The organism is Streptomyces sp. NBC_00271 (genome assembly GCF_036178845.1).
Classification (GTDB): domain Bacteria; phylum Actinomycetota; class Actinomycetes; order Streptomycetales; family Streptomycetaceae; genus Streptomyces.
Genome location: NZ_CP108070.1, coordinates 10,234,642 through 10,261,572, shown reverse-complemented (window position 1 = coordinate 10,261,572; position 26,931 = coordinate 10,234,642). Strand labels below are relative to the sequence as shown.

Sequence of the window (26,931 nt, the reverse complement as noted above, 5' to 3'; positions counted from 1 at the left end):
CATCCCCCGCGCCTCTCCTTCGACCGGCTCCGCCGCCTCAGGTGTTGGCGGCGTAGTCCTTCGCGAACTCCTCGGCCATTCTGTCGCCGCCGCGATCGCGCCATTTCCTCGCGGCCGCGTCGAGCTCGGACAGCGGCAGGCGGCCCGCGATGACGCCGGTGACGGTGTCGTCCATCAGCGCCCTGAGCGTGGTGCCCTGGGCGGTGTACGTGCTGGACTGCAACCCGAAGGAGGCGTTGCGGATCGCCACCGGGACCACCTTCACCTGCCAGGCGTGCAGGGCGCGTACGGCCTCGGGCATGCCCGGCACGAACAGCACCTGGGGCCCCTCGGCGAGGTACTTCAGCGGCAGGTTGGTGTTGTTCTCGACGTCGCCGAGCTTGGTGGCCTCGGGCGAGCCGTCCGTGCCGCGGGTGAAGTGGGTGCCCTCGACGCCGTAGTGGACGAGTTCCCACTCCTTGCTGCCGAAGGGCGCTGCGAGGTAGTTCAGGACGCGCAGGAGAAGTTCGACGCGTTCCTTCTTCGCCTTCTTCAGGACGGTGTAGCCGAAGGAGCGGCGGCCGGCGACGATGCCGCCGGGTGTCCCGTCCACGCTGTACGGCAGCGCGGCGGCGGGGGTCAACAGGCCCTTGGAGTCGAGGTACTTGGGGAGGTACCCGCCGAATCCGTCCTGCATGGAGCCGACGGTGCCGTTGAGGAAGAGCGTGCTCAGGTCCGGCTGGGAGAGGGAGGTGGCGTCGGGGTGGTAGGAGCCGTTCTTGCGGAGCTGTGCCTGATAGGCGACCGCCGCCTTGTAGCGTTCGTCGCCGTAGTTCGCGTGGAAGGTGCCGTCCTTGTCCACGGCCCAGCCCTGTGGCGCATTGTGCGCGGCGGAGTGCACCGCGTTGCCGAACAGCGAGCCGGTCGCGGCCCCGAGCGCGTACTTCTTTCCGCTGGTTCCCTTCTTGGCGACGGCGGCGAAGTCCTGGGAGGTCCAGCCCTCCTTCATCCCCGCGTCGGTGAAGAAGGCCTGGTTGAGCCAGAGGGTGGAGCCCGGCAGCGGGCGTTCCAGGGGGATGCCGTAGATCCGGCCGCCGACGCGGCCCATGTCGCGCCAGGCGTGGGTGGGGATGTTGGCGAGGTTGGGATAGTCCGCGATCGCCTCGCCGGACAGGTACGGGGTGAGGTCCTCCGCCCTGCGCTGCACGAACTGGGCCTCGCGGGGCAGCACGAAGCCGGAGAAGACGTTGATGATGTCGGGCAGTTCGCCCGGGTCACCGGCCATCACCGTGGCCATCTTCTTCTGGTAGTCGGTCTGAGAGATGATCGTGTATTCGATCTTCACGCCGAGCGCCTTCTCGACCGCCGCCCAGAACTGGTTCGCGGAGGCCGGCTTGGGCGGCGTACCGAAGGTCACGGACATGACCTTGACGGTGGAGCCGTCGCCCGGTGTGCCCGAGACGGCCGTGACCAGGTCGCCGGGGTAGGCCGTGTATCCCGCCTGGACCCCGGCGTCGGTGGGCGCGAGGTCGGGCTTCGGGCCGGCGAACGCCTTGTACGCGGGCCAAGGGGCCAGCTTTTTGCCCGCGTTGGAGACGTCGCCGTCTCCCGAGCCGGTCGAGCAGGCGGCCAGTGCGCCGGGCGCGGCGAGCGCGGCGCCGCCGACGGCCATCGAGCGCAGCAGGGTGCGCCGGGACAGGGAGGGCATGGGAAACCGACCTTTCCTGGTGGACGGAGTCAGCTCTTGACGGCGCCGGTGAGCACGCCCTTGGTGAAGTACTTCTGGAGGAAGGGATAGACGAGCAGGATCGGTACGGTGGCGATCACCAGGACCGCCATCTGCACGGTCTGCGGCGCGTTGACCGTGCCCTCGCCGACCGTCGTGTCGGTGAGCCCGGAACCGGCCACCACGTAGGTGCGCAGCACCTGTTGGAGCGGCCAGTGGTCGCTCTCCAGATACAGGGAGGCGTAGAACCAGGAGTTCCAGTACGCCACCGCGTAGAACAGTCCGACGACGGCGAGGGCCGCCTTCGACAGGGGCAGTACGACCGACCACAGCACCCGCCAGTCCCCCGCCCCGTCCAGCCGCGCGGCCTCGTACAGCTCCTCCGGGATCGCCTGGAAGAAGCCGCGCAGGACGACGAGGTTGAACACGTTCACGAGCACGGGCAGGATCAGCGAGCTGTACGAGTCGAGCATGCCCAGCTCCTTGACCAGCAGGAAGCCGGGGATCATGCCCGGGGGGAAGAGGAAGGTGAACAGGATCAGGAGCAGAACCGGTCTGCCGCCGAAGACGCCGGGGCGCGACAGCGCGTAGGCGAGGGTGACGGTGCAGACGAGGCTGAGCAGGGTGCCGACGAGGGTGACGCCCGCGCTGATGCCGAGGGCATGGGTGACGATGCCGCCGTCGAGGACGTCGCGGTAGGCCTTGAGGGTGGGGTGCTGGGGCCAGAGCACCCAGCCGCCGTTCGCGACGACCTCCCGCTGGGAGGCGAGCGAGGTGGAGAGGATGACGAGGAACGGCACGCACACCAGCAGGACGACGGCGGCGAGGGCGACGGCCTTGGCGGCCTGGGTCGCGGGCTTCGGCTTCTCCATCCAGCCGGGCCGGGCATGGGTGCTCACCGGTAGACCCCCTGTTCGCCGAGGCGGTGGGCGACCTTGTTGGCCGCGTAGACGAGCAGGGCGCCGACGACACCCTTGAACAGGCCTGCGGCGGCGGCGAATCCGTAGTCGCCGCCGACGATGCCCTGGTAGTAGACGAAGGTGTCGATGATCTCGGCGGCCTGCGGGCCGACGGCATCCCGCTGGAGCAGCATCTGCTCGAAGCCGACCGAGAGGATGTCGCCGAGCCGCATGATGAGCAGCAGCACGATCACCGCGCGGATGGCGGGCAGGGTGACGTGCCAGAAGCGGCGCCAGGGGCCCGCGCCGTCGATGGCCGCGGCCTCGTACTGCTGCTCGTCGACCTGGGAGAGCGCGGCGAGGAAGATGATCGTGCCCCAGCCTGCGTCCTTCCAGATGACCTGGGCGACGACGAGCGGTTTGAAGGCGTCGGGATTGCCGATGATGTCCACGGTGTGCAGGCCGGCGTCGCCGAGATAGCTGTTCACCATGCCCGTGTCGCCCAGGACCTGCTGGAACAGGGCGACGACGATCACCCACGAGATGAAGTGCGGCAGGTAGGCCACCGACTGCACGAAGCGGCGGATGCTGCTGCGGGTGAGGCTGTGCAGCAGCAGGGCGAGGGCGAGCGGGACGGGGAAGTAGAAGACGATCTGCAGGACCGCGATCCAGAGGGTGTTGAGGACCGCGTCCCAGAACTCGCCGTCCTCGAACATGCGCCGGAAGTTGTCGAGGCCCACCCAACGGCTGCCCCAGACGCCGTCGAACGGCACGTAGTCCTTGAACGCGATGACGTTGCCGAGCAGGGCGCCGTAGTGGAACACCAGGAAGTAGGCGAGCCCGGGGAGCATCAGCAGGAACAGCGCCCTGCTGCCACGTTTCTGAAAGCGTTTCAAGCCGCGACGGGCCTCGATCGGAGGGCGGGGAGAAGGGTCCACCGCCTCCGTACCTGCGCGATCCCGCAACACTGCGGCCACGGAGCCTCCTCACCTGGGACTGTCGGGTGAGGGGAAATTAAAACGTTTCCAATGCGGGGTCAACACTTCTGACACAACTACGAGTTGAGGGCCCCGAGCCGGGGCAGACAGATGTCGGGGGCCGGCCGGCGGCCCCACTCCGCCTGACCGACCCCCGATGCGAGATCGCGTCGTACTCCGTGCTTCGGGGCGCGCACTCCCCACCTACTGACCCCGCTCGACGCTCACGAAGGCCGCGCGATCCCGGTCTCTCAGAACGTGAAGAAGCTCGTCCCGTAGGAGTTCTTCACGCACTCGTTGGCGAAGGTCCGTTCGTACGAGACGCGCTTGCCGCGCCAGACGCCCTCGACGGTGACGACCACCGGATCGAACTGCCGCGTACACAGTGCGCCGTCTCTGAGGGTCAGGGCGTCCAAGTCGCCGTTCACCGCCCGGAGTTCGCCGCAGGCGTCGTAGGCGGCGGGGTGGGTGCCGGAGGGGGTCGGGGCGCAGTTCAGCGTGACTGCGCGCTCCGGGGTGACGGTGGCGGCGGTCTCTCCGTGGCCCATGGTGAGCACCAGGGCCGAGGGGGCGTAGAGCCCTGAGGGGGCGAGGGCCGGCGTGGCGTGGGCCTGACTCGTGACCGTCTGGGTCGCGTGGGCCGGGGTGGCGAGGGCGGACCCCCCGAAGGGGCCGCAGACGGCAGCGGCCGTGAGGGTGAGAGTCGCTGCCCAGCGCGCGGTGTTCGGCATTGTGTGCATCCTTCCGCTCGATTGAATGCAGTACCGGCTCGGTTGGGTGCCGGTGCGGCGAGCGCGAGTCTGCCGAGTCCGGACCGGAAACACACATCGACCCCATGCGTTTCGGTAACCTTGAGTATTTAATCAGTGGCGTGAAGTTACGAAATTCGAACGTTCAAGCCCCGGAACTGAGCGGTTGTTGATCGCCAAGGGCACCCTCCTGGCCGGATTCCCCCGGCTCTGCAATAGGCCTGAAACATTCCGGTTCAGCCTCCGGCGGACCCCCTTGCTTCTTCTCTGCAACGGAGTAATCGTCATTACATGATTACTTCAGAGCAGCACGAGAAGCTGCGCGGCTGGTTCGCCGGCCGCCTGCCCGACGATCTCTTCGAGAGCCTGGCGGAGGTGACGGTCGACCGGGAGGAGATCACCGTCGTCGGCCGTATCCCCGAGCCCGGGCTCGCCGAAGGTGCCTCGGACGCCGAGAAGGAGACGGCCGCCCAGGCCCGTATCCAGGAATTCCGCGAGCGCACCCGCGACGACCGGGTCGCGGTGGCACGGGAAGCCGAGCACCGGTTCGGCAAGAAGGTCTCCTGGGGCGTGGAGTGCGGGGGCGAGCGCGCCCTGTTCACCCATATCGCCGCGCCCGTCATGACCCGGCTGCGCCAGCCCGAGCGCCAGGTCCTCGACACCCTCATCGCCGCCGGGGTCGCGCGCAGCCGCAGCGACGCCCTCGCCTGGTGTGTCCGCCTCGTCCAGCGTCACGCCGACGACTGGCTGACGGAACTGCGCGACTCGCTGGAACATGTGCAGCGGGTCCGGGCCCAGGGTCCGGACGCCACGCCGCGGGACGCCACACCTGACGAGGAGTGACCTCCCACGTCACACTGGCAGCAACAGCCGACAAGACGAGGTGGTCGCGGATGAAGTTCGGAGTGTCGACGTTCATCACCGATGAGGGCATCGGCCCCAGGGCCCTGGGTCCCGCTCTGGAAGAGCGCGGGTTCGACACGCTGCTGCTGGCCGAGCACTCGCACATCCCGGTGAACCGGGAGACGCCGTATCCGGGCGGCGGCGAACTGCCCCGCGTCTACTACCGCACGCTCGATCCGTTCGTGGCGCTCGCCGCCGCTGCCTCCGTGACCCGGGACCTGCTCCTGGGCACGGGGATCGCTCTGGTGGTCCAGCGTGATCCGATCACCACCGCGAAGGAGATCGCCTCCCTCGACCTGATCTCCGGCGGCCGTGCCGTGTTCGGTGTCGGCGCCGGCTGGAACCGGGAGGAGATGCGCAACCACGGCACGGATCCTGCCTCCCGCGGCCGGCTGATGGACGAGCGCATTCGCGCCATGATCGAACTGTGGACGAAGGACGAGGCCGAGTTCCACGGCGACTTCGTCGACTTCGCACCGGTCTACGCCTGGCCCAAGCCGGTCCAGCGGCCGCACCCGCCCATCTGGGTCGGGGGCAACAGTGAGCGCACCTTCGCCCGCGTCGCCGAGTACGGGTCGGCGTGGCTGCCCAGCGCCGTACCGCCCAAGGAACTGGGCGCGCGCATCGAACAGATGCGCAAGACGGCCGGTGACCGGCCGGCCGTCGTGGTCTACGCGGGCGAAAGCGACCGGGAGTCACTCGACACCTACGCGGAACTCGGCGTCGACCGCGTGCTGCTGTATCTGCCGACCCAGCCGGAGGACGAGACACTGCGCACGCTCGACGAGCTGGCCGAGGCCGTGTCCGCCCACCGCTGACGCTTCCGGCCGCCGGGAATCGCGAGCCCATCGCGTTCCCGCCACCGGGGAATCGGAGCTCACCGTGCCGGACATGGACGAGGAGGAGGCGCGCCGCCGGTTCGTGGCGGCACGGGTGGCGCGCCTGGCGACGGTGGACGCCGAGGGGCGCCCGCACCTCGTGCCCCTCGTCTTCGCGGCGCGCGGCGGCGAGATCGTCACCGCGGTCGACCACAAACCGAAGAGGTCGCGGCGGCTGCGGCGGCTGCGCAACATCGCCGCCCACCCCGCCGTGTGCCTGCTCGTCGATGCCTACGACGAGGACTGGGAGCAGCTGTGGTGGGTACGGGCGGACGGCGACGCCCGGGTCCTGCCGCCCGGCACACAGGACGAGTACACGGCAGCGATCGACCTGCTGCGCGAGAAGTACGCGCAGTACCGGCAGCGGCCGCCGGACGGCCCGGTGATCGCCGTCACCGTCCACCGCTGGCACGGCTGGCGCGCCACAGCGGAGCCCGGCCCGGAGCGCTGAGCCACGGCGGGCACCTCCCGCGGCGGACCAACGCCGGACTGGACGAATGCTCCACCCCGGGCACGGAAGATGGATGTTTTACCTTCTGGCGCAGGTCTCCGGGCCGGCCTTAGCGTCGGCAGACCTGCCAAGGACGTTCACCCGCCGCCGCACACCCCCGCGGCGACCACGGGGCCGCCCTCCCCTCGCGCCACCACGCGCTCCACCGCCCGCTTCCGGGCACAGGCACTTCGCTGGAGCACCCTTGTCCGAGAACTCCCCCGCCGCGCCGTCGCCGTCTCTCACCGAGGTGGAGACCTACGGCGTCGAGCGCATCCCCGACGCGGACCGCACCGCGTCGCCGCTCGATCTGTTCAGAGTCGCCTTCGGCGGTGCGAACACCTTCTCCACCTGCGTCCTCGGGGCCTTCCCCATCCTCTTCGGCCTCTCCTTCTGGCAGGGGCTCGCGGCCACCCTCCTCGGAGTCGTCGTCGGGGCGCTGATCCTGTGCCCGATGGCGATGTTCGGCCCGGTCAACGGAACCAACAACGCGGTCGCCTCCTCCGCGCACCTCGGGGTGCACGGCCGGGTCGTCGGCTCGTTCCTGTCGCTGCTCACGGCCGTGGCGTTCTTCTCGATCTCGGTGTGGAGCTCCGGCGACGCCCTGGTCGGCGGCGCGCACCGGCTGTTCGGCCTGGAGCGCAGCAACCTGTCGTACGTGGTCGCGTACGCGCTCTTCGGCTGCCTGGTGCTCGCGGTGTGCGTGTACGGGTTCCGGTTCATGCTGTTCGTCAACAAGATCGCGGTGACCTCGGCGACCGTGCTGTTCCTGCTCGGCGCGATCGCCTTCGCCGGTGACTTCGATCCCTCATACGCCGGAGTCTTCACGGCCTCGGCCGACTCCGCGACGCAGGCGCTGTTCTGGCCCTCCTTCATCGGCTCGGCGCTGATCGTGCTGTCGAACCCGGTGTCCTTCGGCGCGTTCCTCGGCGACTGGTCGCGTTACATCCCGGCGAACGCGCCGCGCCGCAAGGTCGTCGGTGCCGCGTTCCTGTCCCAGATCGCCACCCTGCTGCCGTTCGTGTTCGGGCTCGCGACCGCGAGCATCATCGCGACCAAGGCGCCGAAGTACGTCGACCCGGCGGCCCCCGACTTCGTCGGCGGCCTGTTGGCCATCTCGCCGAGCTGGTTCTTCCTGCCGGTGTGTCTGCTCGCCCTGATCGGCGGCATGTCGACCGGCACGACGTCGCTGTACGGCACCGGGCTCGACTTCTCGTCGGTGTTCCCGCGGCTGTCCCGGGTCCAGGCGACGATCCTGGTCGGGGTCCTGTCGATCGCGTTCATCTTCATCGGCCGCTTCGGCTTCGACCTGGTGCAGTCCATCTCGACGTTCGCCACGATGATCATCACCTGCACCACGCCCTGGATGGTCGTGATGATCCTCGGGTTCTACACCCGGCGCGGCTGGTACGACCCGGACGCGCTCCAGGTCTTCAACCGCCGTCAGCGCGGCGGCCGTTACTGGTTCACACACGGCTGGAACTGGCGGGGCATGACGGCCTGGTGGGTGGCCGCGGTGGTCGGTGTGCTGTTCACCAACATCCCCGGCCAGTTCGTCGGACCGCTGGGCGACCTCGCGAACGGCATCGACATCAGCCTGCCGCTGTCGCTGGCCGTCGCCGCCGTGCTGTATCTGGCGATGCTCCGACTGTTCCCCGAGCCGCGGGCGGTGTACGGGCCCGAGGGTCCGCGGCTGGCCCGTACCGTCGACGTGCCGGTGCCGCCGATCACCGGTCCCGGGGCGGAGAGCGAGGGCACGCCCGCGGTTCTCGCCGTCGACGGCAGTTGATGCGCCGACGGAGAACTGGTTGACGAGCTGGCTGATGGAGAACTGGTTCATGGAGAACTGGCTGGTGGAGAACTGATGGAGAGCTGGCTCGACCTGTCCGTGCCCGTGGTCACCGGGATGCCCGTCTATCCCGGTGACCCGGAGGTGGAGGTCTCCAGGGCGTTGCGGGTCGCCGAGCACGGAGTGAACGTCCTTCGGCTGCACATGGGGTCGCAGTCCGGTACACATGTCGACGCGCCGTACCACGTGGACGAGGCGTGGCCCACGTTGGACGATCTGCCGCTGGAGCGGTTCGCGGGGCCGGCGGTCGTCGCCGACGTCCGTGGGTTGCCTGCGCGGGCGCCGATCACTCCCGACCTGCTCGCCCCTGCCCTCGGTCTGCTGCGGCCCGGTTCGGTCCTGCTGCTGGCCACCGGGTGGTCGCGGTACTGGGGAACCGAGGACTACCTCGCTCATCCCTGGCTGACGCCGGAGGCGGCGGAGGCCGTGGTCGCGGCGGGGGTCCTCACCGTCGGGATCGACGCGCTGAGCGTCGATCCGACCGGTCCCGCGGATCTGCCCTCCCACCGTGTGCTGTGCGGAGCGGGGGGTGTGATCGCCGAGAACCTGACCGGGCTCGGAGGCGTCGCGGACGCGCAGGCCGCGGGGTGTTCGGCGGAGGTGTTCCTGTTCCCCATGCGCCTCGCCGGGGCCGACGGGGGCCCGGTCCGGGCGACGGCCCGCGTCACGGCCCGCGCGCGGTAGTCCCTACCTGGGGTGTGTTCGTCGGGTGCCGGGGGGGGTGGGGGCTGGTCGCGCAGTTCCCCGCGCCCCTCGTGCGGGGCTTCGCCCCGGATCCCGCCCGCCCGAATTCGTTCGGCTGCGGGCCGGTGGGGGCCGTTCGCGCAGTTCCCCGCGCCCCTAAAAGCCTCGGCCCGGCCCGCACCACTCAGCCCGTACGGCACCTGAGGACGAGCCCTTCGGGCGAAGCGGGGGTGCAGGGGCGTAGCTCCGTCGGGGTCGGGGTTGAAGGGGCGGAGCCCCTGGGGATGGGACGGGTAGGGGCGGTGGGGGCGAGGAGGCTACGGCCTGATCGTGCGGGCGATGTCCAGGGTGAGGCGTTGCCAGGGGTCGCGGGGATCACGGGACGTCAGGGCGTGGATGCGCCGCAGGCGGTAGCGCAGGGACTGCGCGTGCAGGTGAAGCACCCGCGCGGCGGCGCTCGCCGAGCCGGCGTCGATGTACGCGGTCAGCGCCTCCATGAGATGCCGCTGCCCCGGGTCGGTGAGCGGTCCGAGTACGAGGCGGGCGACCTGGTCCGGCGCGGCGGCGGGATGCCCGCCGAGCAGGGCGAGGACATGGGCGTCGGCGTCCGTGAGGACACGCCCCGGCCGGTGCGCGTGGGCGGGCGCCGTGTCGAGGGCGTCGGCGGCGAGCCGATGCGCCACGGCGACCCGGTCCAGGCTCTCCCCGGTGATCGCACAGCCCCGCCAGGACCGCGCGCCCAGCACCGCCCCCGCCCTGGCGGCAGCCGCACCCGGCAGCAACAGAACGGCACGGGAGCCACGTACCGTCGCGGACGAGGCCACCTCGTCCCCCGGAACGCCCGGAACGCCCGGCACGGCCAACGCCTCGAGCAGCCCCGTCGCCGCGTCGAGCGCCATCTCGGGACGCTCCGCGCCCACCGGCTCGGCCACCAACAGACAGTAGGGGTCGGGAAGTTGGACCCCCAGCCGGGCCGACCGGTCGCTCAGCGCACCCACCGAGGCATGCCGCCCGGCGATCAGGTCGTCGAGCAGCAGCCGCAGCGCCCGGTCACGGTCCGCCGCGAGGTCCTCGTCGGTGGCGGCGTACGCCGTGGTCATCTCCTCGGAGAGGGTGTCGAGCGCGGTCAGCAGCATCCGGCTGAGAGCGAAGGCGTCCGCGGCGGCGAGCCGGGGCGCACGGGCCGCGATCTCGTCGGTGAGGACGGTCGCCGCCACCCGGTAGGCCCGCAACACCGCCTGCACGGGTCGCCCGTCCGCCGCGCGGGCCGCCGCGATGCCTCGCAGGCGCCGCAGGTCCGACGGTTCGAGGGCGCCGTCGGTGACCCACAGGTCGAGAAGCCGCTCCAGGCCCCAGGCCGCGATGGCCCGTACCTCCGGCAGCCGGCTGTCGTCGAGCGCGGCGTACACCGGGACCTGTTCGTGGACCGCCGAGACGATCGCCGCCACGACGCGCGGATCGGCGACCATCTCCTGCCGGACGTGTTCTCTGGCGGCAACGGGCAGACTTGTCACAGGGTGATGATCCCAGCCGCGCGATGTGCGCACCACGGTGGACGGCCCTTGTCACCTTCGCCAGGATCGACGACGTACAGCGCGGTCTCAGGGACGAGAGGCGGGACGTACGGATGGCTAAGCATTGGGCCGACTTCCAGTACGAGATCTATCTGAACGGAATGACGGGCGCCGTACCGCGGCTGCCCACCGATCTGACCCAGCTGGAGGAGCTCACCGAGCAGCGGCTCGGGCCCGGTCCGGTCGGCTACGTGGCGGGCAGCGCGGGCAACGGGAGCACCGCCCGGGCCAACCGGGCCGCCCTCGACCGGCGCCGGATCGTGCCGCGCATGTTGCGTGACGTGCACGAACGCGATCTGTCCGTCGAGGTGTTGGGTCGCGCCCTGCCCGCGCCGCTGGCGCTCGCGCCCGTGGGCGTGCTGTCGATCATGCATCCGGACGCGGAGTCCGCCGCCGCGCGGGCCGCCGCGGCGCAGGGCGTCCCGTACATCCTGTCCTCGGCCTCCAGCACGCCCATGGAACAGGTCGCGGAGGCGATGGGCGGGGCGGAGCGCTGGTTCCAGCTGTACTGGGCGAAGGACCGCGAGGTCACCCGGTCCTTCCTGGACCGGGCGAAGGCGGCCGGGTTCACCGCGCTGTTCGTCACTCTCGACACCCCGCTGCTGGCCTGGCGTCCGCGCGACCTCGACCAGGCGTATCTGCCGTTCCTGCACGGTGTGGGCACGGCGAACTACTTCTCCGACCCGGCGTTCCAGGCGGGTCTGGCCAAGCCGGTGCACGAGGACCCGAACGCGGCCGTGCTGCATTTCGTCGGCATGTTCGCGGACCCGGGCAAGACCTGGCCCGATCTCGCGTTCCTGCGGGAGAACTGGGACGGGCCGATCGTCCTCAAGGGCATCCTGCATCCGGACGACGCCCGACGCGCCGCCGACGCCGGGATGGACGGCGTGGTCGTCTCCAACCACGGCGGCCGGCAGGTGGCGGGGTCGGTGGCGGCGGCCGACGCGCTGCCACGGGTGGTCGAGGCGGTCGGCGAACGGCTGACCGTCCTCTTCGACAGCGGCATCCGCACCGGCGACGACGTCTTCAAGGCGCTCGCGCTCGGCGCGCGAGCCGTTCTCCTCGGACGCCCGTACGCCTATGGGCTGGGCCTGGACGGACAGGCGGGCGTCGAACACGTCGTCCGCTGTCTGCTCGCCGAGTTCGACCTCACCCTCGCCCTGTCCGGGCACGCCCGCCCCACCACCCTCGGCCCCGACGACCTGATCGAGGAATCCGCATGAGCACGACCCACACGACCGACACGCCCGACACGACGGTCACCGCGGTGGCGAAGAACGTTCTGGCCGTGGTCTCGGCCCACGTCGGCGGTCGCACCGCCGGTGCCGCGCTCGCCACCGTCTTCCCCGGCGAGGCCAAGGTCACCGTCGTGGAGACGACCGACGAGGACCCGGCCGCGCTGCGCGAGGCCCATGTCATCATCACGGGTCTCAGCCCGGTGACCGCCGAACACCTCGCCGCCGCACCGGACTTGGAACTGGTCCAGTGCGCGAGCCACGGTTTCGACTACGTCGACCTGGACGCCGCCCGCGCCAAGGGGGTGCCGGTGTGCAACATCGGCTCCAGCGGCGCCGAGAAGCAGAACGTGGCCGAGCAGACCTTCGCCCTCATGCTGGCCCTCGCCAAGCAGCTGGTCCCGGCGCACACCGCGCTCGTCGACGCCGACTGGGCGCTGCCGAGGCTGCAGCGGTCCATCACCGAACTGTCCGGCAAGACCCTCGGCATCGTCGGGCTCGGCCACATCGGCGAGGAGGTCGCCCGGCGCGCGGTCGCGTTCGACATGAGCATCGTGTACGCCGGTCCGCAGTCGGTCGGCGCGGAGGCCGAGGCACGGCTCGGCGGCGCCCGTCATGTCGAACTCGACGAACTGCTGCGCACGTCGGACTACGTCACGTTGCACGCCCCGCTCACCGAGGAGACCCGGCATCTGCTGAACGCCGAGCGGCTCGCGCTCCTCAAGCCGACCGCGTTCGTGGTCAACACCTCGCGGGGCGCCCTGATCGACCAGGACGCCCTCGCGGACGCGCTCGAGGCGGGCACCCTGGCCGGGGCGGGCATCGACGTCTTCGACCCCGAACCGCCCACCGCGGCCCTGCGGTTGCTCAAGTCCCCGAACGTGGTGTTGTCGCCGCATGTCGCGGGCGTCACGCGCGAGACGCTCGTACGGATCGCGCTGGCGGCGGTCCAGAACGCCGCCGACTTCGTGGCGGGCAAGCCGCCCCGGGACGTGGTGTCCTAGCCCCGCCGCCCGGCGCGCCCGTTACAGACCCAACCCCTCCACAAGGGAGGAGAGTTGAGCGGTCAGCGGAAGCACGGGCTGGGCGCTCGTGCGGTCGTCGACCATCACGGAACGGGGCTCGGCGGAGGACTCCGAGGGGGTCGCCGACGGGTCGGTCCGGCCGTCCGTCGGCGGCTCGCTGGGCGACGCGCTCGGCTCATCGGCCGTGCTCGCCGGGGACGGCGACTTGCTGACCGCCCGGGTCGAGGCGCTCGCCGTCCCCGCGATCGACAGCGACCCGGGGTCGGCCGAGGCGGAGTCGGTCCGCCACCGCTGCGCGTCGGAGCCGTCCCGGTCCTTGACCACGATGTCGGCGTTCGGATCGGTGGAACTGGGCGTGACCGCGAGTCCCTCGCGCGAGCGCGACAGCAACTCGCCCCGCACGGTGAGGTCGTAGCGCACGTCGCCGCCCCGCGCGGCGCTCTTCGCGACGCAGTGGTCCAGGGCGACGACACCGTCGTCGGCGTGCGAGTCCAGGCACAGCGCGGGGTCGGCGACGCTGCGCAGCAGGCCGTCGCTCTCGTACGACCACTGCTGGGTCCAGGCGGACGAGCAGACGGCCAGCTCGGCCTCGGCACCGACCTCCGCCTTGCCGCCCCGGATGTCGAGGCAGAGGTCGGCGGCGAGGCTACGCAGCCGGGTCTGCTCGGTGCTGGTCGGCAGTCCGGCCGAGGTCGGGGGCGAGGAGCCGGCGGAGGGATCCGGGGCGTCCGGGCTGGGCGAGACGGTGTGGCTGCTGCCGACCCCCGTGGAGGCGGTCGGGTCGGCGCCACCGTCGCCGTGGGACCACAGGCTGATGGTGAGCACGCTCACGAGCAGCACCGCCGAGGCCGTGCCCGCCCCTGTGAGCAGGACCTTCGAGTGCTTCTGGGCAATCTGGGCCAGCCGCCCGGGCGCGGGAAACTGCCCCAGCAGACGATGCCGGCCGGCACTCCCAGGACGTCCACCGGTCCCGAGACGCCCGCCGGTACCCACGCGCCCGCCGCTACCCACGCCTCCGCCGGCGCCCGCCCGTCCGCCGCCGAACGCCGACCCCTCCTCGGGGCGCACCGCTTGCCGCACACGCCCCGGGCGTGCGTCGAGGTAGCGTCGCGCGCCCCAACCGAGCACCGCTTCGGCGAGCAGAATCCCCAAGCCGCCCTCGAAATAGTTGAGTTGCTCGGCCGCGTGCCGACAGTGGCGGCACTCCCCCAGATGCTGTCGGACATCCGGCAGCAAGGCGCCCCCACGACGAATCGGGACGTCGAGCAGCCGGTTGTAGAAGCCGCATTCCTTGCTCGGCGCGAGTTCCCGGTGGGCGCGCACACATCCCTGGCGGAATTGCTCACGGGCCTGCTCCAGAGCGGCCGACGCGGTGTCGATGTCCAGGCCCGACAGACCGGCCGGTACGGAAATGTCCTCGGCCTCGACCTCGGTGTGCCACAGCAGGCACTGGGCGAGGGGCGGCAAGGCATGGAAAGAGCGCTCGGCGAGCTTCCGATTTTCGGTGGTCATGGACTGCGCCGCCCGCATACCCCGCCCCCCGGCGGGTTTCCTCAAATCCGGCAGAACGCCGGATATCCGGTCCTCACCGGACCACTCGTTGACGGTGTCCCGCACGGTCACGAGGAGCCGGGGCCGCAGGGCCGCTCCGGACTCGCCGCGTATCAGGCAGTCGAGGGCGTAGTGGAAGGAGGTCGCGGCGACCATCGAGACGACGTCCGAGGAAGCGGCTAGGCAGATGGCCGCGTAGTCGTACGTCGGCTGCCAGTGCCGCGCCATCAGCAGGGCGACGGACTGCGTGGCCTCGCCCTCCGTCCGGCCACTCAGCCGCGCGGCGAGGCTTTCGTCGGACTCCCCGGGAGCACCGCCGGGAGGATAGGACGGGCGAGGGGGGTGGGGGGTGGGCACAGAGCGGGTTCCTTCCACGGTGCAAGGTGGTGCACAGAATTTCCTTGGTCGCCGAAAAGGGAGCCCCTGCCTGGTGCACACCTTTTTGACGGAGCGCCGGGAAAATGGCCGCCGGCCCGGAATAATGAACACCGATTTCATACCCGGCCATTGACCCGCGCGGTATGTTCACCCTCGCACAACACGCTCATGACCAACAAGGCACTTGGGCAACATCCGCATATTGAAAGATAGTCAGTAACTGCGCCAACTCGCGTCGCTCGCACCGGCTTTCGAAATTTCCCGCTCCACGTTCATGCGCCTCACCACGGCACCACGTTCATACGCCATGGGACCTCACGCGCCCCGTGTGAACCGCGCGCTCGCTCCGGAGCCCGTCGCACGCTCCCGGCGCGCGGAGCTCCGTAGTCCACTGGAACCCGGCCCTTCTCGGAGGCCCCGCGCAGGACGGCGGCTCTCCCGCGCGAAACCGGCCGCCGGCCCCGATCCTCCCGCCCTCGGCCGGCGGCCTCGGGGGGCGGCCTCGGGGGGCGGCAGGGGGGCCGCGCGGCAGGTATCGGACGCGCGACAGGTATCAGATCTGCCAGGTCAGATCTGCCAGGAGCGCAGCCGGTCGGCCGCGCCGTAGACGTCGGTCTTGCCGGAGATCAGATCCCGGGCGAGGTCAACCAGCGCCCCGTAGGGCGGGTCGATCCCGACACCGCTGACGAACATGTACGCCACCGCCGCCGAACAGGCGAAACGGGCATTGGCGGCCGGTAGCGGCTTCAGCAGGGCCAGGGTGTGCAGCAGAGCGGCGGCGCGCCAGGCCGGGTCGGAGTCGACTCCGAGGCGGGGCGGGTCGACACGATGCCGGGCCACGGCGGCGACCAGGGCCGAGAAGTCGTTGACCGTGGGCTGGTCGGGCAGCACCTCTTCGTGGCGCTGCAACAGCCACGGCACATCGATATGGATGACGGGAGCCATCGCTCAGGCGGCCCGTCCCTCGCCCCTGCCAGGAGGTTCGTCCTCGGGGAAAGCGGCCGCGAACTCGTCGGCGTGCGCAGTGAAGAAGCGGCGGAACACCTCCGCGCCCTCCTTCAGCGCCCGGTGCCGCACGATGTCGGCCGCGGCCGCCTCGCGCACCAGGGCCTTCATCGACGTACCGCGCTCTTTGGCGATCTGCCGGAGGTCCTCGAGTTCACGGTCACTGAACTCCACATTCAAGGCTGGCATGCCGCCACGGTACCGCGAGGGTACTTACTCGTAAATATCACCTGCTCAAGAGGTATGCGCAGCGGTACCGCGAGCCGATTCGGCGAGGCCGCGTACGGGCGCTCGGCGGCGGCCCCGCTCCGGACAGCCGGACGGAGCGGAACCCCGCCTGGGCGCTTCCGCGCTCTCAGGCCCCCCACAGCCCACGCTTGCGGTAGCCAGCCTCCCAGAACAGCTTGTTGAGGACGCGTACGGGCGGCGGGAACGCGCCGAGGAACCGGGCGCGGTCGGCGGGCGGCGCTCCGTCGACGATCCACGGTACGAAGAGCGCGGCCCCGCGCACGCCCTGCGTCTTACGGATGCGGCCGGTGAACGCGCCCCAGTCCGCGGGCGTCAGTACCTCCCGGATGAGCGGCAGAGCACTCTCCTCCTCGTGGGCGAGGTGGTCGTCGAGGGTCGATGCCAACGAGCGGACCAGGGCGGGGAGTTCGGCCGACCGATCCTTCAGGGCCGCGTCGACGGCGGTGAGCCGCGGGTCGAGGAGGGCGTGCTCCGCCTCCATCTCGGCGAGGAGGGCGACGTCCCGGGGACGGCCAGCGACCTTGCGCTCCACGCGCGGCCACAGATCGCTGTCCTCGGCGGCGTGGTGGATGTGCAGCTGATGCCTGAAGTTGTCCCAGCCCGCGCGGACCTGGGGGGTGAAGGCGGTGCCGTCGGCCGCCGCGTCGCCGAGGCGTTCCAGGTCGCGGCGGAAGGCGTCGTGGGCTGCGTACATGACGGTGAGGTCGACAGTGCCGGCTGCGGCTTCGGTGGTCATGAGGTCGCTTCCTCCAGTTCGGGCTCAAAGACGGGCAGGGCGTGCGGGTTGGCCGACGGGCCGCGGTGACGGCGTACGGCGAGGCAGGTGAGCGCGCCGGTCAGCAGGACGGCGGCCGAGACCAGGACGGCGGGACCCATGGCGTGCACGAAGCCGTGGCCGAAGACCTGGGCGCCCAGGGCGCGCATGCGCTCCGCGATGTCGTGCGGTAGGCCCTCCGGCAGCCGTGCCGCCTGGCGCGCGTTCACATCGGTCCCCGCCTGGGAGAAGCCGCCGACGAAGCCGTCGCGGTACGCGGCGGGCAGTTGTCCGGCGCGCTGTCGGGCCTGGTCGGTGAGCGAGGAGGCGAGCCGGGCCTGGAGCACGGCGCCGACGACGGCGCCCGCGAGCACCGAACCGACCTGCCGCAGCGCGTTGTTGACGCCGGACGCCGCTCCGGAGAGCTTCGCCGGTACGTTGCGCATGACCTCCGTCGCCATCGGTGCGAAGGTGCAGCCCGCGCCCAGACCCGCGAGGAAGAGGGGGAAGGCGACCGCCGTCCAGCTCGACCCGACGTCCGCCGCGGCCACGATCCACACCAGGGCCGCCGTCCAGGCGAGCAGCCCGGTCATCAGGATGAACTTGCCGCCGATCTTGTCCGCGAGGACTCCGGCGGGCCCGGCCGTCACGAACGAGCCGAGCGCGAGGGGCAGCAGCACGAGCCCGGACTTGAGCGCGCTGTAGCCCAGTACGGACTGCAGGTAGATCGTCAGCGGCAGGAACATCCCGACGATGCCGAACGACACGGTGACGCCCACGAAGTTGATGAGGGTGAAGTTGCGGTCCTTGAAGAGCGAGAACGGGACGAGTGGCTCGTCGCCCTGCTGGCCGCGCTCATGACCGAGGAAGGCGGCGAAGAGGAGTGCCGCCGCGCCGAACAGCGACCAGATCCAGGCGTTCCAGTCGTAGCGCTGCCCCTCCGTCAGACCGAAGGCCAGGCAGAACAGGGCTCCCGAGGCGAGCAGCACGCCCAGGGTGTCGAAGCGGTGGCGCACGGTGCGCCGTGAACCGGGGATGACCGCCGCGGCGAGGCCCAGCACCACGACCCCGAGCGGCAGGTTCACGAAGAAGATCCACCGCCAGTCGAGGTGGGTGATCAGCGCGCCGCCGATGATCGGGCCGAGGGCTCCGGAGACGCCCGCGACCACGCCCCAGACGCCCATCGCGGCGCCCCGCCGGTCGGCCGGGAACACCTCCGCGATGATCGACAGGGTCTGCGGCATGAGCAGCGCAGCGCCCAGGCCCTGGACGGCGCGGAACGCGATCAGCTGCGCCGGATTCCGCGCAAGGCCGCAAGCGAGGCTGGCGAGGGTGAACAGGGCGACGCCCGCGAGGAACAGGTTGCGTTTGCCGCGCAGGTCGCCAAGGCGCCCGGCGGTGATCATCAGGACGGCCAGGGCGAGGGTGTAGGCGTTGACGACCCACAGGATCTCGTCGAGGGAGGCGTCGAGGTCCCGGCCCATGTCGGGGATCGCGATGTTCACGATCGTCAGATCGAGCAAGGTCATGAAGAAGCCCAGGGAGAGCGTGATGAGGATCGCCCATGGGTTGCCGTGCCACGTGTCGTGCCACTTCTTGAACACGGTGTCTGTCTCCTTGTGTCGAGGCATCGGACTCGCGTTCAAGAGGGCGTGGGCTTCGACCGGTGTGACGTCCGGCAGGCCTCGTGAGACGTACGTCACATTTCGCCCTCCGGACGTCACATTCGGGCCCGCTTCTCCCCTCGCAGTAGCGAGCGCACCAAGGGAGGCAAGGCATGTCCGAAAGCCCCGCGACCGGGACGGCCGACGGCGCGACGCAGGTGTTCGTCGACCACCGCGAGCTGCTCTTCGCGATCGTCTACAACATCCTCGGCAGCGTCGCCGACACCGACGACGTCCTCCAGGAGACCTGGCTGTCCTGGACGGGCCGCGCCCACCGCACTCCGCTGGAGGGCATCACCAACCCGCGCGCCTATCTCGTACGCATCGCCGTGAACCACGCGCTCGCGCGGCGCGCCGCGATCACCCGCCGTCGCGAGACGTATGTGGGCCCCTGGCTGCCGGAGCCGCTACTCGACGAGCCCACCCCCGAGGACTCGGCCGACGACCGGGCCCTGCGCTCAGAGTCGGTGTCGCTGGCGATGCTCGTGGTCCTGGAGTCCCTCACCCCGCTGGAGCGCGCGGTCTTCGTCCTCAACGAGGTGTTCGGCTACGCGCACACCGAGATCGCGGAGGTCATCGACCGCAGCCCCGCGGCGGTACGCCAGCTCGCGCACCGCGCGCGGGAACACGTGCACGCCCGTCGGCCGCGCTACCAAGCCCATCCGCGCGTCCGCCGGCAGGCGACCGAGCGCTTCGTCGAGGCCGCGCTCGGCGGGGACATCGCGGCGCTGATGGAGATCCTGGCACCGGACGTCACGGTGTGGACGGACGGCGGCGGGAAGGCCTCGGGCGGGCTGCGCCCGGTGCACGGCCGGGACAAGGCGGCGCGGCTGTTCGCCGGTTACGCGACCCGGCGCGGCACCGGCTTCGACCTGCGCTACCGGCGCGTCAACGGCGACGACTCCGCCGTGCTCTTCGAGGGCGAGTCGCCGTACGCGGTCATGGTCATGGACCTCACCGCGGACGGCGAGCAGGTGTCGGGCGTCTACATCGTCACCAATCCCGAGAAACTCGCGCATGTGCGGCGCGACGACGAGAACCAGGAGACCGGGGTCGCGGAAGGGGAGCGCGCATGACCGCCACGGACCACCGGCCCGCGAAGGCGTCCTCCGGTGAGCGCGTCGCCGACTGGTTCGACGGCCGGCTCGGTGTGTACGCCCTCGGCAGGCGCTATCTGCGCAAGGTCTTCCCGGACCACTGGTCCTTCCTCCTCGGCGAGATATGCCTCTACAGCTTCGTCGTGCTGATCCTCACCGGGGTGTACCTGACCCTGTTCTTCCACCCCTCCATGAACGAGGTGACGTACCACGGCGGTTACGTCCCCCTGAACGGCATCCGGATGTCGGAGGCGTACGCCTCGACGCTCCACATCAGCTTCGACGTGCGCGGCGGACTGCTGGTCCGGCAGCTGCACCACTGGGCCGCGCTGGTCTTCCTCGCCGCGATGCTGACGCACATGATGCGGCACTTCTTCACGGGCTCGTTCCGCAGGCCCCGCGAGGTGAACTGGGTGTTCGGCTGGACGCTGCTGCTCCTCGGTCTGTTCGAGGGCCTCTTCGGCTACTCGCTGCCGGACGACCTGCTGTCCGGGACGGGGCTCAGGTTCGTGGACGGGGCGATCCTGTCGGTGCCGGTGGTCGGCACGTATCTGTCGTTCTTCCTGTTCGGCGGGGAGTTCCCCGGCCACGACATCGTGGCGCGCTTCTACTCGCTGCACATCCTGCTGATTCCGGGGATCATGGCGGCACTTGTCGTGGCGCATCTGATCCTCGTCGTGTACCACAAGCACACCCAGTTCGCGGGCCCGGGAAAGACCGAACGCAACGTCGTGGGTACCCCGTTCCTGCCGGTCTACCTGGCGAAGGCGGGCGGCTTCTTCTTCCTGGTGTTCGGTGTCCTCGCGCTGATCTCGGCGGTGGCGACCATCAACCCCGTCTGGTCGTACGGCCCTTACCGCGCCGACCAGGTGTCGACGGGCGCCCAGCCGGACTGGTACTTGGGCTTCGCCGAGGGCCTGGTGCGCGTCATGCCGGGCTGGGAGATCAGCGTGGCCGGGCACACGCTCGTGCTCGGTGTGCTGATCCCCATCGTCGTCTTCCCGCTGCTTCTGGTCGCCATCGGCGTGTACCCGTTCATCGAGTCGTGGGTCACGGGAGACCGGCGTGAGCACCATCTCCTCGACCGCCCGCGCAACCGGCCGGTCCGTACGTCGATCGGAGCGGCCTGGATCAGCCTCTATCTGATCCTGCTCGCGGGCGGCGGCAACGACATCGTGGCGACGCGCTTCCATCTGTCGATCAACACCGTCACCTGGGCCGTGCGGATCTCCCTGTTCGTCGTCCCGGCCGTCGTCTTCGTGGTCACCCGGCGCATCTGCCTGGGGTTGCAGCTGCGGGACCGGGAACTGGTGGCGCACGGCCGTGCGACCGGCGTCGTCACACGCCTGCCGCACGGCGAGTACGTCGAGGTGCACCGCCCGCTCGGCCCGGCCGAACTCCACACGCTGACCGAGCACGAGCACCGGGACCGGTCAGACCACCGGGACCTCCAGACGGCTGATCCGCAGCCCACCCTCGACGGCGCCCGGGTGCCCGCTCGCCATGAGGAGCCGCAGCCGTGAGCCGCGCACCCCGTCGAAGGTGATGACGGTCGGCGCGTCGGACGCGGTGGCCCAGTCGACGGCCGTTCCCTTCACCGGCACGTACCGCCTGCCGTCCCACACCGCGACCTCGACCGACGCGGGCAGTGTGTGCGTCGCGTCGACGGTGAAGGAGACCTCGACGCGGTCGACCGCGCGGGGACGGGCCCAGGCGACCGAGACCCAGTCCTCGGGGCGGGCCCCGCTGAAGGCGGGCAGCAGGGCTGTCGCCGACTTGTAGAAGGCGTTGGACCACCCCGTCGCCGCGTCGCCGTCGAGCATGGCGGCGGGCAGGGTGTCCGGGCGGCCGGAGTAACTGGCGTCCGCGAGCGACTCGTTCGGGGCGCCGGGACCCGGGTCCGGCCGGAAGACCGCGGGCGGGGTGGTCGCCTTCGCGCGTGCCGAGGCGGTGCGTACGGTGACGGTGGCGCCCCGCACTCCCTCGGAGCGTGCCGTCACCCTGAGCGAGCCCGGCCGCGTGCCGGATCGTACGATCGCGAGCGCCTTGCCGTGGAAGGCCGTTCGGGTGCTCGCCTGATAGCGCTCGGCGCTCTCCTCCCGGCCGTTGTCGAGCCCGGCGAGCGAGCCGCCCTCGATGTCGAAGGCGATCAGGTGCTCCGCGTCGGGCACGACCACACCACGGGCGTCGACGACCTCGGCCGTCACGAAGAGCAGGGAACGGCCGTCGGCGGCGAGCGACGTGCGGTCCGGCGTGAGGCGTATCGCGTGCGGCGCCCCGGCGGTGCGCAGGACGTCCGTGGCGACCGTACGGCCGCCGCGGCGGGCCACCGCCTTCAACTCACCCGGCGCGTAGGGCACTTTCCAGGTGAGGTGGAGCTTGCCCGCACTGCCGTTCGGGCTGGTGTAACTGCCCGGGTAGGGGCCCGCGGTGAAGGTCTTGTCGTCGCCGGTCGCCTCGGTGGTCTCCAGATAGGTACGGCCGTCGGTGGTCGTCTTGGTGTCGAACCTCCGTGTGCCGAGGGACTTCCCGTTGAGGAAGAGCTCCACGGTGTCGACGTTCGCGTACGCCCAGACCTCGACCGTGTCGCCGGCCTCGTGGTTCCAGGTCATGGGCACCAGATGCACCATGGGCTCGCTCACCCACTGGCTCCTGAACAGGTGGTACATGTCCTTGGGGAAGCCCGCGGTGTCGACGGCGCCGAAGAAGGACGCCTTCACCGGGAACACGTCGTACGGCGTGGGCTCCCCGATGTAGTCGATGCCCGACCACAGGAACTCCCCCGCGAACCATTTACGGTCCCGGTCCTTCTTGTGCCCGTACTCGCCGCTCATCGTCCAGGACGCGAGGTTGTTGTCGTACGAGGAGACCGCGCGCCGGCCCGGGGTGTGGTTCTCGCCGGTGTTGAGGTGCTCCGGCTCCTGATAGGTGGAGCGGGTCGAGGTCTCGGACGACGACTCCGACTCGAAGAGGAAGAGGTGCGGATAGGCGGCGTGCAGGGCGTCCACCGACTGGGCGGTGTTGTAGTTCAGACCGAGCCCGTCCAGCTTGGCGAGCATGAGGTCGGCAGCGGAGCCCTTCGTGGGCACGCGGCGGTATTTGTCCGAGCCGATGACCAGCGGCCTGGTGTCGTCCGCCGCCTTGATCGCGGCGATGATCCGGTCCGCCATGGCGAGGCCCGGGGTGGAGGTGGAGTCGGGGATCTCGTTGCCGATGGACCACAGGACCACGGCGGGCGAGTTGCGGGCCGCGAGGACCATCTCGGTGGCGTCCTTCTCGCACCACTCGTCGAAGAACCGGCCGTAGTCGTACCTCGTCTTGCCGGTCCGCCAGCAGTCGAAGGCCTCCACCATCATCACGATGCCCAGCTCCTCGCAGACCTGGATCATCTGCGGCGAGGGCGGGTTGTGCGAGGTGCGGAAGGCGTTGACGCCCATCGACTTCATGATCGTCATCTGCCGGCGTACGGCGTCGACGCTGATCGCGGCGCCCAGCGCGCCCTGGTCGTGGTGCAGGTCGACGCCCTTGATCTTGGCGTGGACGCCGTTGAGGTGGAAGCCCTCGTCCGGGTCGAAGCGGAAGGTGCGGATGCCGAAGGGAGTGCGGCAGGTGTCGACCCTCGCGCCACCGACCCGCAGTTCGGTCTCCAGGGCGTAGCGGTGGCCCGGAGTCACGAAGTCCCACAACCGGGGCCTGGCGACAGTGAGTTCATGGGTCTCGTCGGCACGGTCGGCGACCGTGACCATGGTGGACGTACGGGTCGCCGTACGGCCGTCGGGGTCGACGATCCGCGAGATCACCTGGACCTCGGCGGCGGCACCGGACTCGTTGACGACAGTCGTCCGCACCCGTACGACCGCCCGCTCCGCCGTGATGTCCGGCGTGGTGACATACGTGCCCCAGCGCGGGACGTGCACCGGTTCGGTGACCACGAGCCGGGCCTCGCGGTAGATGCCGCTGCCCGAGTACCAGCGGCTGCTGGGCAGTTGGTTCTGCACCTTCACCGCGATGACGTTCTCGGTGGTGCCGTCCGTGTGCAGCAGACCGGTGAGGTCGAAGGCGAACCCCGTGTACCCGTAGGGGTGGTGGCCGACCTCCTCGCCGTTGCAGTAGACATGCGAGTCCATGTAGACGCCGTCGAACTCCACGGAGATCCGCCGGCCGGCGAGGGCGGGCGGCAGCGTGAAGGTGGTGCGGTACCAGCCGAGGCCGCCCGGGAAGAAGCCGGTGCCACTGGTGGTGCCGTGTTCCCTGGTGGGGGTCTGTTCGATGCTCCAGTCGTGCGGAACGGAGACTTCCCGCCACGCCGAGTCGTCGTAGCCGGGCTGCGCGGCGCCCTCGTACGCGCCGGTGGGGTCGGTGATCCCACCCGGGTCGACCAGCGCGAAGCGCCAGCCGTCGCGCAGCTCGACCAGGCGGCGGCCCGCGGCGCGCCCCGGCGAGTCCGCCCAGGCGTCGGCGGCGCCCAGGAGCGATCCGGCCGCGGGTGCGGCGGTTCCTGCGATCAATACCGATCTTCGAGTGACCGACATGGCGGCTCTCCCTACTCAAGGGCCCATAAGTCATCACAACTGATCGTGAACAAACAGATTCTGACGGGGTGACACACAGCGCCGTCAAGGGTGCGGCACCCACTTCCGCCCCGCGCATCACATCGGCCGGAATCCGTCGTACCGATGTACCCCTGGGGCCGCCCGTGTGCCGGGTGCGGAACGCGCGTACGCACTAGGCTGGAACCCGAGTGACGCGCCTGTTCACTGTGAGTGTCCGCAATGGAGTGGCGACGATGAGCCCGGTCCACCCGCTCGACGAGGCTGCCACGGCACGGGCGGTCATCGACGGGAACGGCACCCTGCTCCGATGGAGCGAAGGGGCCCGCCGTCTACTGGGTTATGCCCCGGAGGAGGTCGAGGGGCGGCCCGCCGCCGAGCTGCTGGCCACGGACACGCCCGTACCGGCCGAGCCGACGGGTAACCGCTGGAACGGCAGCCTCGATCTGCGCCACCGCGACGGACACACCGTCTCCGTGTGGCTGCTCGCCCATCGCCGGAAGCCACCGGACGGCGGCCCGGCCACCTGGCTGGTGGTCACCCCGCTGGAGGCCCGCGGCCCGCGCTCGCCGGACGACCCGCTGACGACGGCGGTGCTGGCGCAGTCCCCGTGCCCGATGGCGGTCTACGACGACCGACTGCGCCTCTTCGGGGTGAACGACGCGATGGCCGACGTGATCGGCCTCCCCGAGTCCCGCATCCAGGGCCTGAGGTTCTCCGAGATCGGCGGCAAGGAGGAGAGCGAAGCCCTCGAGTCACAGCTGCACGAGGTCCTCGTCACCGGGACCGGTCGTGACGTGGAGACGTTCATGCAGACCGGCGGCGAGTACCACGCGCACGCCTGGCTCGCCCGGATGGCCCCGCTCACCGACGCCGAAGGCCAGGTACGGGGGGTGTGCCTGGCCGCGCACGACTTCACCGAGCAGTACAACGCCCGGGAGCGGCTGCAGCTCGTCAACGAGGCCAGCGTGCGCATCGGCACCACCCTCGACGTCACCCGAACGGCCCAGGAGCTCGCCGACGTCTGCGTACCCGCCCTCGCCGACTTCGTCAGGGTCGACCTGCTGGATCCGCCGGAGCACGGGGGCGAGCCCCACCCGGAGCCACCGACCGCGCCGATCACGCTGCGCCGCGCCGCCCACCAGTCGGTGAACCCCGGCTGCCCGGAGGCGGTCGTCAAGCCCGGCCAGGTCGACATCTACCCCGCGCACTCGCCGCAGGCGGACTCCCTCACGGCCGGCCGGACGATCGTGGCGCCCGACGAGACCGCCACCCTGGCGGAGTGGCTCGCCTGGGACGACGTGCGAGCCGCGCGCGTCGCCGAGCTCGGCCTGCACGCCAGCATGGCGGTGCCGATCAAGGCCCGCGGCCAGACCCTCGGGGTGGCCGTCCTCACCCGGTTCCGGCACACCGGTCCCTTCACCCCCGACGACGTGCTGCTGGCCGAGGAGGTGACGGCGAGGGCCGGCGTCTGTATCGACAACGCCCGGCGCTTCTCGCGCGAGCGCGAGACCGCCCTCGCCCTCCAGCGCAGCCTGCTCCCCCAGTCGCTGCCCCGGACGGCCGCCGTGGAGGCGGCCTCCCGCTATCTGCCCGCCGCGCGGGCCGGGGTGGGCGGCGACTGGTTCGACGTGATCCCGCTGTCGGGGATGCGGGTCGCCATGGTCGTCGGAGACGTCGTCGGCCACGGCATCGCGGCCTCCGCCACCATGGGACGGCTGCGCACCGCCGTCCGTACGCTCGCCGACATCGACCTCGCCCCCGACGAACTGCTCACCCACCTCAACGACCTCGTCGTACGGCTCTCCACGGAGGCCGGAGCCGAGGGCACCACCGGCGAGGTCGGCGCGACCTGCCTGTACGCGGTGTACGACCCGATCTCGCGGCGCTGCGCCCTCGCCCGGGCCGGTCATCCCCCGCCGGTCATGCTCCCGCCCGGGGGCCCGCCCCGGCAGATCGAGCTGCCGGCCGGTCCGCCGCTGGGCCTGGGCGGACTGCCCTTCGAGTCCATCGAGCTCGCCCTTCCCGAGGGCACGGTGCTCGCGCTGTTCACCGACGGCCTGGTCAAGAACCGCGAGCGGGATGCCGAGGCCAACCACGAGCTGCTGTGCCATGCCCTGGCGGAGTCCGCGGACTCCCTGGAAGGTGCCTGCCACGACATTCTGCGGACCCTGCTTCCGGTGGGCGGCGCCCAGGACGACGTGGCACTGCTGCTCGCCCGGACCCACGGGCTCGCGCCCTCCCAGGTGGCGACCTGGGACATTCCCGCCGACCCCGCGCTGGTCGCGCCGATCCGCAAGCAGGTCGTCGACCAGCTCGACGCCTGGGAGCTGAACGCCGCGACCTTCACGGCCGAGCTCGTGGTGAGCGAACTGGTCACCAACGCGATCCGCTACGGCGAGCCGCCCATCCGACTGCGGCTCATCCACGACGCCGAGACCCTGATATTCGAGGTCTCCGACAGCAGCCACACCGCGCCGCATCTGCGCCGGGCCAAGGCCTACGACGAGGGCGGGCGCGGACTGCTGCTGGTCGCCCAGCTCACCCAGCGCTGGGGCAGCCGCCATACGGCCGACGGCAAGACGATCTGGGCGGAGCTGACGCTCCACGGGGAGTTCTGACGACATCGACGCAGGTCCGAAGGGTCGGTGAGCGGGGCGGCGTACGGCGTCTGATGTGATGGTCGGGCACCACGACACGTGTCCCGGAGGACCG

At 70.7% G+C, this 26,931-nt stretch carries 21 protein-coding genes; 10 read left to right on the top strand and 11 right to left on the bottom strand.

What is annotated here, in order from left to right; translation table 11 throughout:
• Positions 1–37 precede the first annotated feature (37 nt).
• The 4 genes from OG798_RS46735 to OG798_RS46720 form a co-directional block, all read right to left on the bottom strand.
• On the bottom strand, positions 38–1,687 hold the full coding sequence (locus OG798_RS46735; RefSeq protein WP_121413973.1) for an extracellular solute-binding protein: 1,650 nt from the start codon (positions 1,685–1,687) through the stop codon (positions 38–40).
• Positions 1,688–1,716: 29 nt separating this feature from the next.
• Entirely contained in the window at positions 1,717–2,604 is an 888-nt protein-coding gene (locus OG798_RS46730) for a carbohydrate ABC transporter permease (RefSeq protein ID WP_121413974.1), read from the bottom strand.
• Complete coding sequence (locus OG798_RS46725) at positions 2,601–3,455, bottom strand: ABC transporter permease (protein ID WP_060899241.1); 855 nt, start codon at positions 3,453–3,455, stop codon at positions 2,601–2,603. The genes OG798_RS46730 and OG798_RS46725 overlap by 4 nt, the downstream gene beginning before the upstream one ends.
• A 377-nt stretch (positions 3,456–3,832) precedes the next feature.
• Positions 3,833–4,312 (bottom strand): subtilase-type protease inhibitor, encoded by a 480-nt coding sequence (locus OG798_RS46720; RefSeq protein WP_067360107.1) that lies wholly within the window; start codon positions 4,310–4,312, stop codon positions 3,833–3,835.
• Positions 4,313–4,621: 309 nt separating this feature from the next.
• Between OG798_RS46720 and OG798_RS46715 the strand changes: the two genes are divergently transcribed.
• The 5 genes from OG798_RS46715 to OG798_RS46695 all read left to right on the top strand — a co-directional run bounded on the left by OG798_RS46715 (position 4,622) and on the right by OG798_RS46695 (position 9,134).
• Positions 4,622–5,173: a hypothetical protein gene (locus OG798_RS46715; protein WP_328759104.1), complete on the top strand. Its 552-nt coding sequence runs from the start codon at positions 4,622–4,624 to the stop codon at positions 5,171–5,173.
• A 50-nt stretch (positions 5,174–5,223) separates the two neighbouring features.
• Positions 5,224–6,051: an LLM class F420-dependent oxidoreductase gene (locus OG798_RS46710; RefSeq protein WP_095850901.1), complete on the top strand. Its 828-nt coding sequence runs from the start codon at positions 5,224–5,226 to the stop codon at positions 6,049–6,051.
• Between the two features lie 64 nt (positions 6,052–6,115).
• Positions 6,116–6,562 (top strand): TIGR03668 family PPOX class F420-dependent oxidoreductase, encoded by a 447-nt coding sequence (locus OG798_RS46705; protein ID WP_220788786.1) that lies wholly within the window; start codon positions 6,116–6,118, stop codon positions 6,560–6,562.
• Between the two features lie 244 nt (positions 6,563–6,806).
• On the top strand, positions 6,807–8,390 hold the full coding sequence (locus OG798_RS46700; RefSeq protein ID WP_095850903.1) for a purine-cytosine permease family protein: 1,584 nt from the start codon (positions 6,807–6,809) through the stop codon (positions 8,388–8,390).
• A 75-nt stretch (positions 8,391–8,465) separates the two neighbouring features.
• Positions 8,466–9,134 (top strand): cyclase family protein, encoded by a 669-nt coding sequence (locus tag OG798_RS46695; protein ID WP_121413977.1) that lies wholly within the window; start codon positions 8,466–8,468, stop codon positions 9,132–9,134.
• Between the two features lie 317 nt (positions 9,135–9,451).
• Here the strand turns inward: OG798_RS46695 and OG798_RS46690 are convergent, their stop codons facing one another.
• Positions 9,452–10,648, bottom strand: a complete 1,197-nt coding sequence (locus OG798_RS46690; protein WP_143669645.1) for a PucR family transcriptional regulator — start codon at positions 10,646–10,648, stop codon at positions 9,452–9,454.
• 113 nt (positions 10,649–10,761) lie between these two features.
• Here OG798_RS46690 and OG798_RS46685 point away from each other — a divergent pair, with 113 nt between their 5' ends.
• Both OG798_RS46685 and OG798_RS46680 read left to right on the top strand, forming a co-directional pair.
• Positions 10,762–11,931: a lactate 2-monooxygenase gene (locus OG798_RS46685; protein WP_328759103.1), complete on the top strand. Its 1,170-nt coding sequence runs from the start codon at positions 10,762–10,764 to the stop codon at positions 11,929–11,931.
• Positions 11,928–12,947 carry a 2-hydroxyacid dehydrogenase gene (locus OG798_RS46680; protein ID WP_095850906.1) on the top strand — a complete coding sequence of 340 codons (1,020 nt, stop codon included), beginning with the start codon at positions 11,928–11,930 and terminating at the stop codon, positions 12,945–12,947. Before OG798_RS46685 ends, OG798_RS46680 begins: the two co-directional genes overlap by 4 nt.
• Before the next feature lie 21 nt (positions 12,948–12,968).
• Here OG798_RS46680 and OG798_RS46675 read toward each other — a convergent pair whose 3' ends face one another.
• The 5 genes from OG798_RS46675 to OG798_RS46655 all read right to left on the bottom strand — a co-directional run bounded on the left by OG798_RS46675 (position 12,969) and on the right by OG798_RS46655 (position 18,509).
• Positions 12,969–14,876: an RICIN domain-containing protein gene (locus tag OG798_RS46675; RefSeq protein ID WP_121413978.1), complete on the bottom strand. Its 1,908-nt coding sequence runs from the start codon at positions 14,874–14,876 to the stop codon at positions 12,969–12,971.
• A gap of 588 nt (positions 14,877–15,464) precedes the next feature.
• Positions 15,465–15,842, bottom strand: a complete 378-nt coding sequence (locus tag OG798_RS46670) for a toxin Doc (RefSeq protein WP_075028158.1) — start codon at positions 15,840–15,842, stop codon at positions 15,465–15,467.
• 3 nt (positions 15,843–15,845) lie between these two features.
• Positions 15,846–16,091, bottom strand: a complete 246-nt coding sequence (locus OG798_RS46665) for a hypothetical protein (RefSeq protein ID WP_054234230.1) — start codon at positions 16,089–16,091, stop codon at positions 15,846–15,848.
• Between the two features lie 166 nt (positions 16,092–16,257).
• Complete coding sequence (locus OG798_RS46660; RefSeq protein WP_328759101.1) at positions 16,258–16,887, bottom strand: hemerythrin domain-containing protein; 630 nt, start codon at positions 16,885–16,887, stop codon at positions 16,258–16,260.
• On the bottom strand, positions 16,884–18,509 hold the full coding sequence (locus tag OG798_RS46655; protein WP_095857545.1) for an MFS transporter: 1,626 nt from the start codon (positions 18,507–18,509) through the stop codon (positions 16,884–16,886). Before OG798_RS46655 ends, OG798_RS46660 begins: the two co-directional genes overlap by 4 nt.
• 173 nt (positions 18,510–18,682) lie before the next feature.
• Between OG798_RS46655 and sigJ the strand changes: the two genes are divergently transcribed.
• Together sigJ and qcrB are read left to right on the top strand one after the other, a co-directional pair.
• Positions 18,683–19,645, top strand: a complete 963-nt coding sequence (sigJ, locus tag OG798_RS46650; protein WP_328759100.1) for an RNA polymerase sigma factor SigJ — start codon at positions 18,683–18,685, stop codon at positions 19,643–19,645.
• Positions 19,642–21,189 carry a cytochrome bc1 complex cytochrome b subunit gene (gene qcrB, locus OG798_RS46645; protein WP_121413981.1) on the top strand — a complete coding sequence of 516 codons (1,548 nt, stop codon included), beginning with the start codon at positions 19,642–19,644 and terminating at the stop codon, positions 21,187–21,189. Before sigJ ends, qcrB begins: the two co-directional genes overlap by 4 nt.
• Here the strand turns inward: qcrB and OG798_RS46640 are convergent.
• Positions 21,100–24,198, bottom strand: coding sequence for a glycoside hydrolase family 2 TIM barrel-domain containing protein (locus OG798_RS46640; protein ID WP_328759099.1), 3,099 nt, complete (start codon positions 24,196–24,198; stop codon positions 21,100–21,102). The two genes, qcrB and OG798_RS46640, sit on opposite strands and share 90 nt — an antisense overlap.
• Positions 24,199–24,452: 254 nt before the next feature.
• Here OG798_RS46640 and OG798_RS46635 point away from each other — a divergent pair, with 254 nt between their 5' ends.
• Positions 24,453–26,837: a SpoIIE family protein phosphatase gene (locus OG798_RS46635; RefSeq protein WP_328759098.1), complete on the top strand. Its 2,385-nt coding sequence runs from the start codon at positions 24,453–24,455 to the stop codon at positions 26,835–26,837.
• The last annotated feature ends 94 nt before the right edge of the window (positions 26,838–26,931 follow it).

Bases quoted from the DNA above. Each gene is read 5' to 3' on its own strand.
- sigJ (WP_328759100.1), top strand. From the start codon at position 18,683: ATGTCCGAAAGCCCCGCGACCGGGACGGCCGACGGCGCGACGCAGGTG.
- OG798_RS46665 (WP_054234230.1), bottom strand. From the start codon at position 16,091: ATGCCAGCCTTGAATGTGGAGTTCAGTGACCGTGAACTCGAGGACCTC.
- OG798_RS46660 (WP_328759101.1), bottom strand. From the start codon at position 16,887: ATGACCACCGAAGCCGCAGCCGGCACTGTCGACCTCACCGTCATGTAC.
- OG798_RS46635 (WP_328759098.1), top strand. From the start codon at position 24,453: ATGAGCCCGGTCCACCCGCTCGACGAGGCTGCCACGGCACGGGCGGTC.
- OG798_RS46695 (WP_121413977.1), top strand. From the start codon at position 8,466: ATGGAGAGCTGGCTCGACCTGTCCGTGCCCGTGGTCACCGGGATGCCC.
- OG798_RS46640 (WP_328759099.1), bottom strand. From the start codon at position 24,198: ATGTCGGTCACTCGAAGATCGGTATTGATCGCAGGAACCGCCGCACCC.
- OG798_RS46685 (WP_328759103.1), top strand. From the start codon at position 10,762: ATGGCTAAGCATTGGGCCGACTTCCAGTACGAGATCTATCTGAACGGA.
- qcrB (WP_121413981.1), top strand. From the start codon at position 19,642: ATGACCGCCACGGACCACCGGCCCGCGAAGGCGTCCTCCGGTGAGCGC.
- OG798_RS46710 (WP_095850901.1), top strand. From the start codon at position 5,224: ATGAAGTTCGGAGTGTCGACGTTCATCACCGATGAGGGCATCGGCCCC.
- OG798_RS46725 (WP_060899241.1), bottom strand. From the start codon at position 3,455: ATGCTCCCCGGGCTCGCCTACTTCCTGGTGTTCCACTACGGCGCCCTG.
- OG798_RS46670 (WP_075028158.1), bottom strand. From the start codon at position 15,842: ATGGCTCCCGTCATCCATATCGATGTGCCGTGGCTGTTGCAGCGCCAC.
- OG798_RS46715 (WP_328759104.1), top strand. From the start codon at position 4,622: ATGATTACTTCAGAGCAGCACGAGAAGCTGCGCGGCTGGTTCGCCGGC.
- OG798_RS46680 (WP_095850906.1), top strand. From the start codon at position 11,928: ATGAGCACGACCCACACGACCGACACGCCCGACACGACGGTCACCGCG.
- OG798_RS46720 (WP_067360107.1), bottom strand. From the start codon at position 4,312: ATGCCGAACACCGCGCGCTGGGCAGCGACTCTCACCCTCACGGCCGCT.
- OG798_RS46735 (WP_121413973.1), bottom strand. From the start codon at position 1,687: ATGCCCTCCCTGTCCCGGCGCACCCTGCTGCGCTCGATGGCCGTCGGC.